This window comes from Streptomyces ovatisporus, from assembly GCF_042653885.1.
Taxonomy (GTDB): Bacteria; Actinomycetota; Actinomycetes; order Streptomycetales; family Streptomycetaceae; genus Streptomyces; species Streptomyces ovatisporus.
Window position 1 is genome coordinate 673,296 of sequence record NZ_JBHSFH010000007.1, and the last position, 13,508, is coordinate 686,803.

At 71.4% G+C, this 13,508-nt stretch carries 16 protein-coding genes; 10 read left to right on the forward strand and 6 right to left on the reverse strand.

From position 1 onward, the window contains the following. Together ACFPA8_RS16740 and ACFPA8_RS16745 are read right to left on the reverse strand one after the other, a co-directional pair. Positions 1-1,056 (reverse strand): CU044_5270 family protein, encoded by a 1,056-nt coding sequence (locus ACFPA8_RS16740; protein WP_386449511.1) that lies wholly within the window; start codon positions 1,054-1,056, stop codon positions 1-3. Between the two features lies 1 nt (position 1,057). Continuing rightward, on the reverse strand, positions 1,058-1,669 hold the full coding sequence (locus ACFPA8_RS16745; RefSeq protein WP_386449131.1) for an RNA polymerase sigma factor: 612 nt from the start codon (positions 1,667-1,669) through the stop codon (positions 1,058-1,060). Between the two features lie 228 nt (positions 1,670-1,897). Here ACFPA8_RS16745 and ACFPA8_RS16750 point away from each other — a divergent pair, with 228 nt between their 5' ends. Continuing rightward, positions 1,898-2,377 (forward strand): nucleoside deaminase, encoded by a 480-nt coding sequence (locus ACFPA8_RS16750; protein WP_386449134.1) that lies wholly within the window; start codon positions 1,898-1,900, stop codon positions 2,375-2,377. Positions 2,378-2,559: 182 nt separating this feature from the next. Beyond that, positions 2,560-2,928 (forward strand): MmcQ/YjbR family DNA-binding protein, encoded by a 369-nt coding sequence (locus ACFPA8_RS16755; protein WP_386449136.1) that lies wholly within the window; start codon positions 2,560-2,562, stop codon positions 2,926-2,928. Positions 2,929-3,035: 107 nt separating this feature from the next. Here ACFPA8_RS16755 and ACFPA8_RS16760 read toward each other — a convergent pair whose 3' ends face one another. After that, a complete protein-coding gene (locus ACFPA8_RS16760; RefSeq protein WP_386449139.1) occupies positions 3,036-4,385 on the reverse strand; it encodes a HEAT repeat domain-containing protein in 1,350 nt (449 codons plus the stop codon). A 69-nt stretch (positions 4,386-4,454) separates the two neighbouring features. Here ACFPA8_RS16760 and ACFPA8_RS16765 point away from each other — a divergent pair, with 69 nt between their 5' ends. After that, entirely contained in the window at positions 4,455-4,655 is a 201-nt protein-coding gene (locus ACFPA8_RS16765) for a VOC family protein (RefSeq protein WP_386449141.1), read from the forward strand. Positions 4,656-4,857: 202 nt separating this feature from the next. Further along, positions 4,858-5,472 (forward strand): TOPRIM nucleotidyl transferase/hydrolase domain-containing protein, encoded by a 615-nt coding sequence (locus ACFPA8_RS16770; RefSeq protein ID WP_386449144.1) that lies wholly within the window; start codon positions 4,858-4,860, stop codon positions 5,470-5,472. Positions 5,473-5,553: 81 nt separating this feature from the next. Here the strand turns inward: ACFPA8_RS16770 and ACFPA8_RS16775 are convergent, their stop codons facing one another. Further along, positions 5,554-6,066 carry a DinB family protein gene (locus ACFPA8_RS16775; RefSeq protein WP_386449513.1) on the reverse strand — a complete coding sequence of 171 codons (513 nt, stop codon included), beginning with the start codon at positions 6,064-6,066 and terminating at the stop codon, positions 5,554-5,556. A gap of 189 nt (positions 6,067-6,255) precedes the next feature. Between ACFPA8_RS16775 and ACFPA8_RS16780 the strand changes: the two genes are divergently transcribed. Then, entirely contained in the window at positions 6,256-6,627 is a 372-nt protein-coding gene (locus ACFPA8_RS16780; RefSeq protein WP_386449147.1) for an ArsR/SmtB family transcription factor, read from the forward strand. Next, a complete protein-coding gene (locus tag ACFPA8_RS16785; protein WP_386449150.1) occupies positions 6,624-7,106 on the forward strand; it encodes an SRPBCC family protein in 483 nt (160 codons plus the stop codon). The genes ACFPA8_RS16780 and ACFPA8_RS16785 overlap by 4 nt, the downstream gene beginning before the upstream one ends. A 274-nt stretch (positions 7,107-7,380) precedes the next feature. On the opposite strand, the gene ACFPA8_RS16790 is transcribed toward ACFPA8_RS16785, so the two are convergent. Both ACFPA8_RS16790 and ACFPA8_RS16795 read right to left on the reverse strand, forming a co-directional pair. Further along, positions 7,381-8,631 carry a pyroglutamyl-peptidase I gene (locus ACFPA8_RS16790; protein ID WP_386449153.1) on the reverse strand — a complete coding sequence of 417 codons (1,251 nt, stop codon included), beginning with the start codon at positions 8,629-8,631 and terminating at the stop codon, positions 7,381-7,383. 261 nt (positions 8,632-8,892) lie between these two features. Continuing rightward, the gene (locus ACFPA8_RS16795; protein ID WP_386449156.1) at positions 8,893-9,549 is read right to left on the reverse strand and encodes a DUF1707 SHOCT-like domain-containing protein; all 657 of its coding nucleotides are present in this window, start codon (positions 9,547-9,549) and stop codon (positions 8,893-8,895) included. 275 nt (positions 9,550-9,824) lie between these two features. Between ACFPA8_RS16795 and ACFPA8_RS16800 the strand changes: the two genes are divergently transcribed. The 4 genes from ACFPA8_RS16800 (at position 9,825) to ACFPA8_RS16815 (ending at position 13,470) form a co-directional block, all read left to right on the forward strand. Then, positions 9,825-10,430: an ArsR/SmtB family transcription factor gene (locus ACFPA8_RS16800; RefSeq protein WP_386449159.1), complete on the forward strand. Its 606-nt coding sequence runs from the start codon at positions 9,825-9,827 to the stop codon at positions 10,428-10,430. 29 nt (positions 10,431-10,459) lie between these two features. Further along, positions 10,460-11,194 carry an SRPBCC family protein gene (locus ACFPA8_RS16805; RefSeq protein WP_386449162.1) on the forward strand — a complete coding sequence of 245 codons (735 nt, stop codon included), beginning with the start codon at positions 10,460-10,462 and terminating at the stop codon, positions 11,192-11,194. A 258-nt stretch (positions 11,195-11,452) separates the two neighbouring features. Further along, on the forward strand, positions 11,453-12,205 hold the full coding sequence (locus tag ACFPA8_RS16810) for an alpha/beta fold hydrolase (protein ID WP_386449165.1): 753 nt from the start codon (positions 11,453-11,455) through the stop codon (positions 12,203-12,205). Continuing rightward, complete coding sequence (locus tag ACFPA8_RS16815; RefSeq protein WP_386449168.1) at positions 12,205-13,470, forward strand: cytochrome P450; 1,266 nt, start codon at positions 12,205-12,207, stop codon at positions 13,468-13,470. Before ACFPA8_RS16810 ends, ACFPA8_RS16815 begins: the two co-directional genes overlap by 1 nt. The last annotated feature ends 38 nt before the right edge of the window (positions 13,471-13,508 follow it).

Genomic DNA, 13,508 nt, shown 5'->3' on the forward strand with positions numbered 1-13,508 from the left:
TCAGGGCTGCTGCTTGACCTTGTCGACGACGGCGTAGTCGGTCAGCCGGATCCACTGGTCGTAGCTCTTCTTGTTGTTCAAGGTGGTGCGGATGTCCTTGTCTCCCAGGTATTCGTGACTGTCCTCGTCGAAGAGGAGCTTCTGGTCCCGGGTGAACTTGTGGTCGTACGCGACTCCGACCGCGGGACGTCCGTCGCCGTCCTCCACGCCTGCTTCGGCCTTCATCCCGGGGACCATCGCGAGGGCCTCGTAAGCGGCGGGCCGCAGGCCCTTGGGCGCGAGGGGCAGGGTGGCCAGCTCCTTCAGGGAGAACTGGATCATGAACCAGTCCTTCTTCCTGATCTCCTTGAGCGACTCCGGCTTCTTCCCGGCCCCGCCCTGTCCCGCCGCCAGGTAGCGGATCAGTCCGGCCGGGTCCGTGCCGAGCTTCTCCAGCGCTTTCCAGCCGGGAGGCGGGAACGTGGACTCGTTCTTGCCCAGCGGCTCGCTCCACGTGCCCGTGCCGCCGATCTCATCCACCCACCCCCGCTTGGAGCGGTCCACCGACTCCCAGTTCTCAGTCGTCCTGACATCGGTCCTGCCGGTCTTGCGGTCGGTCTCCCTGACGGTTTCCCTGGTGTAGATGAACTGGTCGTCCCGTGGGACGTCGATCTCCGCGCCCTTCTCCTCCTCCCGCACACGGTCCGCGGCGGCGTCGAGTGTCTTCTTCGCGCTGACCGACCGAGTGCTGGTGTCCGAGACGGAGGGCGTCGAACCGCCCTCCCCGCCACCGATGTTGCCGGCGACCACGGCGGTCGCGGTGACAGCGACCGCCGCGGCGACGGCCACCGCGGCGCCCAGCAGAGGACGCCGGTGAAGGAGCTTGCGGGAGCTGTGCCCGGTGTCGCCCGTGATCCTTATGTCGTTCAAGATTCCCCCTGACGTTCGTCGGTCCGAGGCAGTTCGGTGTGCGGTCTCCTCCTCGTCGATGGCGGCCTGCAGTTGTTCCCGGCCGGTGGTCAGCCGGTCGGGGTGGGGGCGGGGGATCTCCGCCCGCATACGCCGGAGTGCTGTCATCTCATCCACGTGTGAACTCCTCGCGTGCCGCGGTGGGGTCGGCCCCACCGAGCGCTTTCCGGACCTTCTTGCGAGCCCGGTTCAGTCGGGAGCGCACTGTCCCGATGGGGATCTCCAGCGCCTGTGCGACCTCGTCGTAGGTCAGCGACTCCCATGCGACGAGCAGGAGTACGTCCCGGTCGCCCTTGGAGAGGCGGGCCAGAGCGGCGCCGAGCTGACGGGTGACGGCGGCTGCCGCCACCCGGCTGTCGGAGCGTTCGTGGTGTCCTTCGACCACGGGGTCCACCGCGGTTCTGGCCAGGAGGCGGTACTGCATGACTTCCGAACGCCGGTGTCCGGCGATGAGGTTGCCGGCTATTCCGTACAGCCACGGGCGCGCGGCGCCTCGTGAGGGGTCGAAGCGGTCGCGGCGGCGGAAGGCGATCAGGAAGGTCTCCGCCACGACATCGTCGGCCGCGGTGTCTCCCAGGCGTCGTGCGGCGTATCTGTGAATGTCCGGTGCGTGGCGGTCGTACAGTTCGGCGAACCGCTGCGGATCGGTCTGTGACGCCTGCACCAGGACCGAGTCCTCCAGGGGGTCCGGCCGGCGCTCCACTCGGGAGGGCGCTGTCACATCGGGCTCCGTTTCGTCTCGCCTCGCCGGGCGAAACAGAGCCCGGTCACTCCCTACTCCGCACGAGTCCCCGAGCGAGTTCACGGGCAGTTCCGGGAGCGCCCTCCCGAGCACTTCCGACCTCTGCCGCGGCCCGGCCGGCGACGCGGACTCCGGTCCCGAATTCCGGTGCGCGGACGGGGCCGGGGACTTAGCATCCGCTGAAGTTCACATACTGGAGGTACGGCGGTGGACGACGTCGAGTTGCGGCACCTGCGGCGCTGCGTGGAACTGGCGGCCGAGGCCCTGGAGGCGGGCGACGAGCCGTTCGGCTCGGTGCTGGCCGCTGCGGACGGGACGGTCCTGGGCGAGGACCGCAACCGCGTCGCCCTCGGCGACCGGACCCGCCATCCCGAGTTCGAGCTGGCCCGCTGGGCCGCGGCGAACATGACCCCCGGACAGCGAGCGGCCGCGACCGTCTTCACCTCCGGTGAGCACTGCCCGATGTGCGCCGCCGCGCACGGCTGGGTCGGGCTGGGGCGCATCGTCTATGTGAGCTCTTCCAAGCAACTGGCCGGTTGGCTCGCGGAGTTGGGAGTACCGGCGCCTCCCGTGCGTACGCTCCCGATCCGGGAGATCGTCCCCGGCGTCGAGGTGGAGGGCCCGGTTCCCGACCTCGCGGAGCAGGTACGAGCGCTGCACCGCCGCTTCCACGGCGCACCTGACTGAACGGCGTCCTCGCCCCGCTCGTCGGCAGGACGGCGATGCCGACCGGCGGTGCCGACCGGGGGCGCCGACCGGGGGTGCCGACCGGGGGTGCCGAACGACCGGTGTGACCGGGGTTCTACGGGTTTCCCGGAACGGCGGAGCTCACTCTGGGAGCGTGCCCCCGGCAGCCGTAGGTTGGTGCCATGCTCGATTCAGAGGACGTCCGCCGTATCGCGCTGTCACTCCCGGAAACGGTGGAGAAGGAGGCGTGGAGCATGCCTACGTTCCGCGTCGCCGGCAAGATGTTCGTCACGGTCCCCGACGACGAGACGTCGTTCGCCGTGCGTTGCCCGAGGCACGAGCGGACCGAACTGATCGCCGCGGAGCCGGAGAAGTTCTGGGTTCCGCCGCACGAGGCAGGCACCCCATGGGTGCGCGTGCGTATCGCCGCTCTCGACGACCGGGACGAACTGCGCGACATCCTCGTCGACTCCTGGAAGCAGGCCGCTCCTGCCCGTCTGCTGGACACCTTCTCCGACCCCGGCTCCGACGAGGGGGCCGGTACGCGCTGAGCCCGGCCCCTTCCAGTACGTCCGCCCGGTACGTCCGCCGCTCGGAACCTCAAGCCCTCCCTGCGTCACCGGGTTCCCTGTCGGCACTCGCACCGTGCCGCGAACGCTCACAGCCGCAGCATCAGGCGCACCAGGCGGACCGTGACCTGGCCGAGGGACGGAGCGGCCCGGTCCAACTCGGCTGCGAGCAGGGCGCGTTCGGCCGCGGGGAGCGCCGCGCAGAGCGCCGCCGCGTCCGGTGGTGACCAGCGTGCGGCGAGTGCGCGGGCCCGGGCGCGCAGGGCCGGGTCCCGGTCCTCGACGAGCGTCAGCGCTGCGCGGAGCGGCGTCAGCCCGCGGCTGCCGGCCGTCAGGAGGCGCAGGGCGGCGCGGCGGACGTGGGCGGGGCGCTCGGCCGCCAGGCGCGTGCGGAGATCGCCGGCCGGTAGCGCGGACGCGTCCGGTTCGAGGGCCGCGACCACGCGCCGTACGACGGCGGGCGACGGATCGTCCAGCATCGGTGCGAGGCGCACGTGGTCAACCGCCCCGAGGTGGTGCAGGGCCCCGACTGCCGCTGCGCGTACGGCAGTTCGCGGGTCCTGGAGCAGCGGCCGAAGCAGTGCCGCGTCGTCCTTGCCGCCGCACTCGCCCAGCCCCGCGACGGCGCCGCTCGTCACCTCCCTGCCCTGGGAGAGCAGCGCGCGGTAGTGATGCACGGGTTCCCCGTCAGCTGTACGGACCACCCACTGCGCGCAGGCACGCACCGAGGCGGCGCGGTCGCTCAGCAGCGGCCCGGCCTTCAGGTGCCGGTGCGACCTGCACGGGTGCGACCTGCGAAGCGCGGTCACGGCGGCGGCGCGTACGCGGGTGGCGCGTGCGGCGAGGAGACGGTCGTGTACGTCCTCCGGCACCGGATTCGCGGCGAGTGCGGCAGCCGCGCACACCTCCTGGACGATCACATCGGTGTCGCGGACGGCGGCCTCGGCGAAACCCGCCGACGTCAGCCATCCGCCGTCCGCGGCCAGCCGGAACACCCACCGGCGCACCCGACGGGAGCGGTGGGTGAACGCCCGCTGCCGCAGCGCCTGTTCGCCGTCCGCGAGCCGGGCCTCCAGCAACTCCGCGGCGTACCCGCCGTGCCGGCGTGCCGACAACCGCAGCACGGTGTCCGCAACGGCCACGAGCGCCCCGCCGGAGGCTTCGGCGAGTACGTCACGAGCAGCCTCCCTGACCGGCTCTGCCCAGTCGGCGCAGCGAAGGATCACCAGCGGGAGCAACCCGTCCGGTACGCCGCTGCGCAGTGCCGCCTCCCGCACCCGCCCGTCGCCGTGGCACAGCGCCACCGACTGTGCACGTACGCGCTCCGGCGCGGTGCCGGGCTGCGGAAACCAGTCGTGCACGCGACGGACGGACAGGTCGTACCGCACCCACTCATGGGCGGGCGCATCCGGCTGCGGCTGCGTCGGTTCGTACGGCATGGTCCGGCAGGGTACGGGCACGCCGTGCGCATGCTCGAACGGGTTTTCCCGGAGCGGAGGCGCAAGGCGATGACAGACAGGCAGGGGCGGAGTGGGTCGACGCTGCTGAACCTCGCCGTGCCGGACCTGGACGAGGCTCTGGCGGAGCTCGCGGAGCGGGGCATCGAGGCGGGTGACGTGCAACCGGGCGCTCGGAAGGTGCGGTTCGCGGCTGTGCACGATCCCGACGGCAATCGCGTCACGCTGATCGAGAGCCCCGTGGCGTCGTGACGGTGGCGCCCGGGCGGGCCAGCCCGGGAGGAAGGATCTCGCGGTGACGACCAGTCACCGGACTTTGGCCCGACCGGGGTGACGGTCCCGCCCTGCCTGCGCCGGTCTGCGCCTCCTGGACCACCGGCCGCAGGCGCCGCCGGTGAATGCGCCGGGCGGAAATTCCCTACCGTGGCGGCCGGAAAGGGCGGAGACTCCTCTCATGGCCGGCATGGGGACGTTCCGCGACGCGGTCACCGCGTGGGCGGCCGGTGGGCCCGGCGGCCCGGCGCGCGAGCTGGCCGCCCGACTGCCCGTCCGGACAGCCGTCCTGCTCGAAGGGCCGAGCGACGCCGAAGCGGTCAGCGCACTGGCCGCGAGCCGCGGCCGGAACCTGGCGGCCGAAGGAGTCTGCGTCCTGCCGATGGGCGGTGCGATGAGCGTCGGGCGCTTCGCCCGCCTCCTCGGGCCGTCCGGCCTGGGCCTCCGCCTCACGGGACTGTGCGACGAGGCGGAGCGTCGCTACTACGCCCGCGGTCTGGAGCAGGCCGGTTCGGCCCACGGGTTCTTCGTCTGTGCGGCGGATCTGGAGGACGAGCTCATCCGCGCACTGGGCGTGACACGGGTGGAGGAGCTCGTCCGGGCGGAGGGCGACCTGCGTGCCCTGAAGACCTTCCTGCGCCAGCCCGCCCAGCAAGGCCGCACCTCGCAGCAGCAGCTGCGGCGCTTCCTCGGCACGAAGAAGGGGCGCAAGATCCGCTACGGCCGCGTCCTCGTCGAGGCCCTCGACCCCGACCGCATACCCGCCCCGCTCGACGGCCTGCTCACCAGTCTCTGACCGCCGGGCGACGTCCGTCCCGGCCGAGGACCCGGCTCTGCCCGGGGGAAGGACGGGCTCTGCTTCGTGCCTCCCGGGCGGCTACTGCCCCACCCGGCCGTCGATGCGTTCGCGCAGCAGATCGGCGTGCCCGCAGTGGCGGGCGTACTCCTCGATCCGGTGCACCCACAGCTCCCGGACAGCGATGCCGTCCCGACCCACCCGCGCGCCCAGGTCCGGGAATCCGGCCAGCGCCGCATCGGTTGCCGCCTGTTCGCGAGCAAGATCGGCGAATGCGTCCTCGACCAGGGCCTGTTCCGCAACCGCACCCTCGAAGTCGGCATCACCCGCTCCGTACAGCTTCGGTGCCGGGTCCCCCGGCAGAATCCAGTTGCGCCAGTCGCGCTCCACCTCGACAAGATGGCGGACCAGACCCAGCAGGGACATGGTCGACGGCGGCACCGACCTGCGCGCCAGCTGCCCGGGATCCAGCCCCTCGCACTTCATCCGCAGGGTCAGCCGATAGTTCGCCAGGAAGTCCTGGAGAGTCGCCAGCTCGCCGTCCGGGCTGGCTCCGTCGTTGTTGCGGGGATCCTCGTCGGGGTCCGCCCACATGTCGGGGTGGACGCTTGCCTGGCTCCACCGCTCGGGTGCGTCGCTCACCGTGTTCACGATCCAGAGCAGCGGCCCGGCGTGCAAGCGAATATCCAGGTGTACCGGCGGACGCGGGTGGTCTCGTCGAGGCCGGCAAGCTCGGGCGCCGGCGTATGGCGGGAAGCTTTGGTAAGTGCTAGCTTACCGTTAGTGGAGACTTACCAAGTAGACGGCGGACGTGCGCTGGAAGCCCTGGGCGATCCGACCCGGCGCACGATCTTCGAGAGCCTCGTCGCGGCCCCGAAGCCCGTGGTCGAGCTGGCCGAACTGCTGCCCGTCAGCCGCCCGGCCGTCTCCCAGCACCTGAAGGTGCTCAAGGAGGCCGGGCTGGTGACCGGCCAGGCCGAGGGCACCCGGCGGGTGTACCGCGCCCGGCCGGCCGCTGTGGCTGCGATGCGTGAGTACCTCGACCGGATGTGGGACCAGGCGCTGGCCGCCTTCGCGGCGGCGGTCGAGCAGGACACGGAAGCGGAACGAGACGCACGAGAACGCCCCGAACCCATGAAGGAACAGAAATCATGAGCGAGCCCACAAGAACGCAGGACTCCGTACGCAAGACGATCACTGTCGCGGCCGCGCCGGAACGCGCGTTCCAGGTGTTCGCCGAGCAGTTCGGCACGTGGTGGCCGCGGGAGTACCACATCGGCAAGGTGGACATGGCCGACTTCGTCATCGAGTCCAGGGCCGGCGGCCGCTGGTACGAAGTCGGAGTCGACGGCAGCGAGTGCGACACCGGAAAGGTGCTCGCATACGAGCCGCCGGACCGGCTGGTGCTGGCCTGGCACCTGGACGGCGAGTGGCAGTACGACCCGGACCCCGCCCACGCCAGCGAGGTCGAGGTGCGTTTCCTCGCCGAGGGCGAGGGCCGTACCAGGGTGGAGCTCGAGCACCGGCACTTCGAGCGCCACGGCGCCGGGGCGCCCGCGGTGCGCGGCGGTGTGGACTCCCCGCAGGGCTGGGACCACTGCCTGGCCGCCTACGCCGGACAGTTCGCCGAGTAGTGCCGTGCCCGGCCGGACGCTTGCCGCGTCCGGCCGGGCCCCGGCGGGATGCCGTGCGCTGCGCGGCACGGTGAACCGGCGCCCCCGATCGCGGCGGCCGGGGGACGCCGGTCACCGGGGAAGGTGCCACGCCGACAGGCAGGGCGTATCCCGGTCGATGTGCCTGCCGTGCCGTGCCCGCGGCCTGCCGGCCGCCACGTGCAGTTGCAGTCCCGCTGCCTCATCGCGCAGGACGGTGCCGGTGCTCGGCCGCTGCCGGGCCGCTACCCGGCCGCTACCCGGCCGCTACCCGGATGATCGAACGGACCTGATCGATGATGTCCTGCCGGTTCTGGAGGAACTCCGGGTCGGTGATCGTGCCCGTGGCCGGGTCGGTGTTCTCCGAGCCGAACTCGAGGACCGGGGTGTGCACATGGCCGCCGGGAATATCCAGATCCAGCCGGTCGCGCAGCAGCGTCGCACGGTAGGCGATCTCGTTGGACAGGTAGTCCCCGCCTCCCCCCTCACGCGCGGTGGAGCCCTCGGTCGGACCGTCCGGCCGCGTCACCGGCTCGCTCTCGCCCGCCGGGATCTCGACCACCTCCGTGTTGTCCTGCACCGGGAAGCGGCCCGTCGGGGCGGACACGATGTCCTGGTGGGGAAGCGTGGTGGTCGTCCACTGAGGCTGCGCGGGGTGGTCCGGCACGGGGACGGTCCCGGGGGCCGAGATGTTGTCGTTGTCGGGGAAGGTCCCCCGCCAGGCCCCGTTGTGGCGCTCGATGTCGAACCGGCCGGGACGTCCCTGGCTGACGGTGGCGAACAGGTCCACCTCCGGCAGATGCGGCCCCAGCGCCTGCTCGACCATTCCGTTGGTGAAGTCCGCCCAGCGCACGGGGAACACGGCCGTCTCGATCCTGACCCGGCCCGCCTTGGTGCGCACTACCGTGCCGTCGAGCGCCAGCGCACTGGCCCCGGACGGATTGCTGATCCGGATGTCCTCGTCCAGCGTGAACGGGTCGAAGCCGGTGACCAGCACTCGCTTCAGCTCTTCCTCCCTCCCGCCCGGGAAGCCGATGGCGTCGTGACCACGCGAGCTGTGCTCCAGCCGGTCACGCAGTGCCGTGCGCCGGGCGTCGGAGAGCTCGAAGCCGGGCTGCCATTGCCGCAGCGCCCCTGTCATCCCCAACCGCGCCCAGTACAGCGGGCGGTCGTCCACGCGGCTCAGGTCCCCGCCCGCCGGACCGCGTCCCTGGGCCCGTTCCACCGCGCGCTGCCACAGCCGCTGACCATGCCGCTCCACGATCTCCCGCGCCTGACGGTAGGAGTTCGCACCGCACAGAGCCCGGGTGAACCTGGAAGCCACCGAGTCGAAGCCGGAACGCCGCAGGATCTCCTCGGGTACGGGCCCCGCCGAGCGCCGCTCCTCCACGGTCAGCGGCACCGAGGCGTCAGTACACCCGGCGGGCTGCTCGGCCAGCGCGGGCGTTACGGGCAAAGCCATGCTCACGACGACTATGGCAGCAAGCTGTACGCGCAGTCTGCGCATCCGGATCTCCTCCGTTTGGCATTGTCGACCGGGACGAGGGTGAGAGGTGGGTGGAGTGACAGGCAGGTGCACGGGGCCGGACGGCCCGGGTGGTGGTGTCGTGGCCAGGAGGCCGGGGTGGCGGCGCCGTGGCCGGGAGGGGTGTCGGCAGACCGAGCCGCCGGCCTGCCTCTCCCGTGCCGGGGCAGCGGACAACGGACAACGGGCAACGGGCAGTTGCGGTCACGTGACCAGGCGGACAAGCCCACGGCGGTGGTCAGGTCAGCCGCCTGCCGGCAGGGACTTGGGCCTGCGCAGCAGCCACTGTCCGAATGTCCGGCGCTGAGGCCGTACCACCACGCGGCCGTGGACCTTCTTGCCGGCCAGCTCCACGCGCAGAATGACCGGTGTGTCAGGATCCGCCGGAGCGCGACGGTAGTCGACCTTGCTGTGGGCCAGTGTCAGGGCATCGGCATCGACCACGATGCCCGGCTTCGTGATCAGCGTCAGGGTCTTGCCGTACATCTCCATGTCGATCCGCAGGGTGTCCTGCGTGATCACTGCCTGGGTGAAGTCGAGTGTCATCTTCGACCATGTCAGGGCAAGTTCCAGCCTCCGCGGCACCACCCAGCGCCCCACGCGTCGGACCGTGCTGTGCGTCTGGTCGATCCGGAGTACGTCCTTGACCTCTGTACGAGTCGCGCCGACCGTACCCGGTACGGGCGGCAGGTCAGCGGTGAGCGTGGTCAGTTCGCCGACGGTGCGCGCCGACAGGGCGGCCTCCAGGCGCTCGTCCAGTTCGGCCGCGGTCAGCCGGCCGTCCCCCGCTGCGACGCGCAGCACGTCCACCACCCGGTCCCGGTCCGCATGAGAGGCCCGCAGCTCGGGCGGCGAGCCGTGGCCGGAGTGCTCCCCGGTGGGCGAAATCTCTCCCGGCATGCTTCCGTCCTGGTCCTGTCGAGGCGTCTCGCGTGATGCCGCCGGTGGCGCGGCCGGAAGGCCCACGCTATAGGGCGACATGGGTCCCGGCCAGGCCCGCTCAAGAGGCGAGGCGGTAGTCAGCGACGGTCCGTCACACCGGGGTTGGGGCCCAACGGGGTGCGGTGGCAGCAGGCGCCCGCCTCCGGCGTCGGAATGCTTGCCGCGCCCCGGCCGGGGCTGCCGAAAACTCGACCCGTCTCGACAAAATAAGTTTTCGGTGGGACCTTGGGGTCATGCTGGAAGTGACCGTGATCGAGGACCCCGCGGCGGCCGCCGTCTCGCTGGACCAGACCCGCGCCCGGCTGCTTGCCGAACTGGCGGCCGGCCCCGCGTCGGCGGCCATGCTGGCCGGGAAGGTCGGGCTGCCCCGGCAGAAGGTGAATTACCACCTCAGGTCGCTGGAGCGCCACGGCCTGGTCGAGCTGGCGGGCGAGCGCCGGAAGGGCAACGTCACCGAGCGGCTCATGCGGGCGACCGCTGCTTCGTACGTCATCTCGCCGCTCGCTCTCGCCGCTGTGCAGCCCGACCCGGACCGCTTCCGGGACCAGCTCTCCGCGCGCTGGCTGCTCGCGCTCGGCGCCCGGCTCGTCCGGGATGTGGGCGCGCTGATCACGGGCGCGGCGAAAGCGCGCAAACGGCTGGCGACGTACGCGCTCGACGGCGAGGTGTGCTTCGCCTCGGCCGACGAACGGGCTGCGTTCGTCCAGGAGTTGACCGCAGGAGTCGGCGCCCTGATCCGCAAGTACCACACAGCCGACGTCGGCGGCGGACGGGACCACCGGATCGTCGTTGCCGTCCACCCCGCGGCCGGACCGCGCTCTGCCGCACTCACTCGCTAGTACGACCAAGCACATTCAAGGAGCCTGCCATGTCAGAGGAATTCGAGATCGCCCGCGAGTTCGAGGTCGACGCCGAGCCGCAGCAGGTGTGGGACGCCATCACCACCGGCACCGCCGGCTGGCAGTGGCCGAGCGAGCCCGAGCCGCGCGAGGGCGGCTCCGCCGGCATGGGCCACACCGTCACGGCCTGGGATCCGCCGCACCACTTCGCTGTCCGCGCCGAGAACCTCCAGGAGATCATCCCGACCCTGGCGCTCAACCAGCTCGACCACACCATCGAACCCCGTGACGGCGGCCGGCGTGCCTGGGTGCGGTACGTGCACAGCGGCATCTTCACCGACAACTGGGACGACCAGTACGACGGCGCGAGCAAGCACACCGACTTCTACCTGCACACCCTGCGCGAATACCTCACGCACTTCGCCTCCCGCCCGGTGGCGTTCTCCACGCTCGACGGACCGGACGCCTCGACGGCGCCGGATGCCTTCGCCGCCGTAGGGCGTGCCCTCGGCCTCGCCGCCGGCACCGCCGAGGGCACGGGCGTACAGGCCCGCGGGCCCGCGGGGCAACTCCTGGACGCCGTCGTCGACTTCCTCAACCCGTACTTCATCGGACTGCGCACCGACGAGGCCCTCATCCGCTTCTTCGGACGCAACCACTGGGGCGCCCCGGTCGGCATCTCCGTGCACAACTTCGCACCGGACGCCGACGCCAAGGCGGACGAGACCGCCTGGCAGGCCTGGCTGGACGGCATCTACGCCTAGGGCACGTCGTTCGGGTCTTCGCGGGCTCGCGACGCCCGGCCCGCCCATCTGCTGCGTTGTCGGAGTCGCCCGAGTACGCCCAGTACGAGGGCGATCCTCCGCCTGGTGGCCAGGGGCGACCGTGCCGCGTTCGCCGGAAAGCGCGGTCGGAGGGACAGCCGTCGCGCATGGCGCCGTGTTCCTGGACCGGGGTCCCCGGTCCTAAGCTCGCCGGGAACCCGGCAGCGAGCTCACCAACTCGGCGGCGGAGGACGGAACATGGACTTTCAGCGTGTCGGCACAGGAGCACACACCGTGCTGGTTCTGCACGGTTGGTTCGGCTCGTCGCGGTCGTGGCAGGCGGTGCTGCCCCACCTTGATCAGGAGGCGTTCAGCTACGTGTTCCTGGACTACCGCGGCTACGGCGAGCGTCGCGGCGAGACCGGGCGGTACTCGGTCGCCGAGGCGGCGTCCGACGTGCTGACGGCGGCGGACGAACTGGGGGCGGAGCGGTTCTCGTTGCTCGGGCACTCGATGGGCGGATCCGTCATGCAACGGGTGTACGCCGACGCGCCCGAGCGGGTGCGGGCACTCGCCGGTGTGTCGCCGGTGCCCGCCGGCGGTGTGCCGTTCGACGAACAGAGCTGGCAGCTGTTCTCCAGCGCCGCCGACAGTCCCGAAAGCCGCCGCGCGATCATCGACTTCACCACAGGAAACCGGCTCACCGGCACCTGGCTGGACGCCATGGTGCGGCATTCGCTGGACAACTCGGACCGCGACGCGTTCGCCGCCTATCTGCCTGCCTGGGCACGTACCGACTTCCACACCGAGATCCAGGGCGGCGACGTGCCGGTCCTGGTGATCGCCGGGCGGCACGACCCGGCGCTGGGCCCCGAGACCATGCAGGCGACGTTCGGGGCCTGGTACCCGAACCTGGAACTCGAGACATTCCCCGACGCCGGGCACTACGCGATGGACGAGTCCCCGGTGGCTCTCATCAGCAGCGTGGAGCGCTTCCTCAGGATGCACTGATGGCCGCCCCCACACAGATCCCCGACGTGTTCGACCCCCGCGTGTTCGCACGCGGCATCCCGCACGACAGCTTCCGCCTGCTGCGCGACGACGCGCCGGTCTGCCGGCAGGACGAGCACGAAGTGCTCGACTGGCCCGCCGGACCCGGATACTGGGCCGTCACCCGCTACCACGACGTCCGCGACGTGCTGCGCGACCCCGCCGGGTACTCGTCCTGGCTCGGCGCCACCCAGATCCGCGACCCCGCCCCCGACGACCTCGACTTCATCCGGCGCATGATCCTCAACATGGACCCGCCCGAGCACAGCCGGATCCGCCGCCTCGCTGCCGCCGTGTTCACCCGGCGGCGCCTGGAAGGCTTCACCGAACAGATCACCGCACGTGCCACCGCCCTGCTGGACTCCGTTGCGGGGCACGGCAGTTGCGACCTTCCCGTCGAAGTCACCGACGACTTCCCCCTCGCCAACCTCGCCGAGCTGCTCGGCGTCCCCGCCACCGACCGCGGCCTGCTGCTGAAGTGGACCAACCGGGTCATCGGCTACCAGGACCCCGAACACGCCGAGGTCATACGCGACGCCGACGGACGGCCCGTCGACCCGCGCTCGCCCGCGATGCTGCGCGACATGTTCGACTACGCGCACGAACTCGCCCGGCACAAGCGCAGCCACCCCGCCGACGACCTGATGACCGCGCTGGCCACCGCCACCCTCGACGACGGACGCCCCCTGACCGGGGACGAGTTGGCGATGTTCTTCTTCCTCGTCGTGATCGCCGGCAACGACACCGTGCGCAGCGCCCTGCCCGGTGGTGTCCTGGCCCTCCTGGAACATCCCGATGCCTACCGGCGGCTGCGCGCCGACCCCGGCCTCGTGCCCACCGCCGTCGAGGAGATGCTGCGCTGGCACCCGCCGGTGCTCAGCTTCCGCCGCACCGCCACCCGGGACACCGAACTCGGCGGACAGCGGATCGACGAGGGGGACAAGGTCGTCGTCTACCACGCCTCCGCCCACTTCGACGAGCGCGCCTTCCCCGATCCGTACCGGTTCGACATCACCCGCACGCCCAACCACCACCTGGCCTTCGGTCAGGGCCCTCACCTGTGCCTCGGCGCGCACTTCGGCCGTCTGCAGATGCGGATCTTCTTCACCCAGCTGCTCACCCGCCTGCCGGAGCTGGAACTCGACGGTTCGCCGGTCCGCCTGAGCTCCAACTTCATCAACGGCATCACGCATCTGCCGGTGCGCTGGGCTCGGCCGCACCGCTGACCGGCGGCGGAGGAGGAGGCGAGGGACCAACGGGCGCC

Coding starts and splice junctions, on each gene's coding strand:
- ACFPA8_RS16740 (WP_386449511.1), bottom strand. CDS start 1,056: ATGACAGCACTCCGGCGTATGCGGGCGGAGATCCCCCGCCCCCACCCC.
- ACFPA8_RS16755 (WP_386449136.1), top strand. CDS start 2,560: ATGCTCGATTCAGAGGACGTCCGCCGTATCGCGCTGTCACTCCCGGAA.
- ACFPA8_RS16760 (WP_386449139.1), bottom strand. CDS start 4,385: ATGCCGTACGAACCGACGCAGCCGCAGCCGGATGCGCCCGCCCATGAG.
- ACFPA8_RS16765 (WP_386449141.1), top strand. CDS start 4,455: ATGACAGACAGGCAGGGGCGGAGTGGGTCGACGCTGCTGAACCTCGCC.
- ACFPA8_RS16770 (WP_386449144.1), top strand. CDS start 4,858: ATGGCCGGCATGGGGACGTTCCGCGACGCGGTCACCGCGTGGGCGGCC.
- ACFPA8_RS16775 (WP_386449513.1), bottom strand. CDS start 6,066: ATGTGGGCGGACCCCGACGAGGATCCCCGCAACAACGACGGAGCCAGC.
- ACFPA8_RS16785 (WP_386449150.1), top strand. CDS start 6,624: ATGAGCGAGCCCACAAGAACGCAGGACTCCGTACGCAAGACGATCACT.
- ACFPA8_RS16790 (WP_386449153.1), bottom strand. CDS start 8,631: ATGCGCAGACTGCGCGTACAGCTTGCTGCCATAGTCGTCGTGAGCATG.
- ACFPA8_RS16795 (WP_386449156.1), bottom strand. CDS start 9,549: ATGCCGGGAGAGATTTCGCCCACCGGGGAGCACTCCGGCCACGGCTCG.
- ACFPA8_RS16800 (WP_386449159.1), top strand. CDS start 9,825: ATGCTGGAAGTGACCGTGATCGAGGACCCCGCGGCGGCCGCCGTCTCG.
- ACFPA8_RS16805 (WP_386449162.1), top strand. CDS start 10,460: ATGTCAGAGGAATTCGAGATCGCCCGCGAGTTCGAGGTCGACGCCGAG.
- ACFPA8_RS16810 (WP_386449165.1), top strand. CDS start 11,453: ATGGACTTTCAGCGTGTCGGCACAGGAGCACACACCGTGCTGGTTCTG.
- ACFPA8_RS16815 (WP_386449168.1), top strand. CDS start 12,205: ATGGCCGCCCCCACACAGATCCCCGACGTGTTCGACCCCCGCGTGTTC.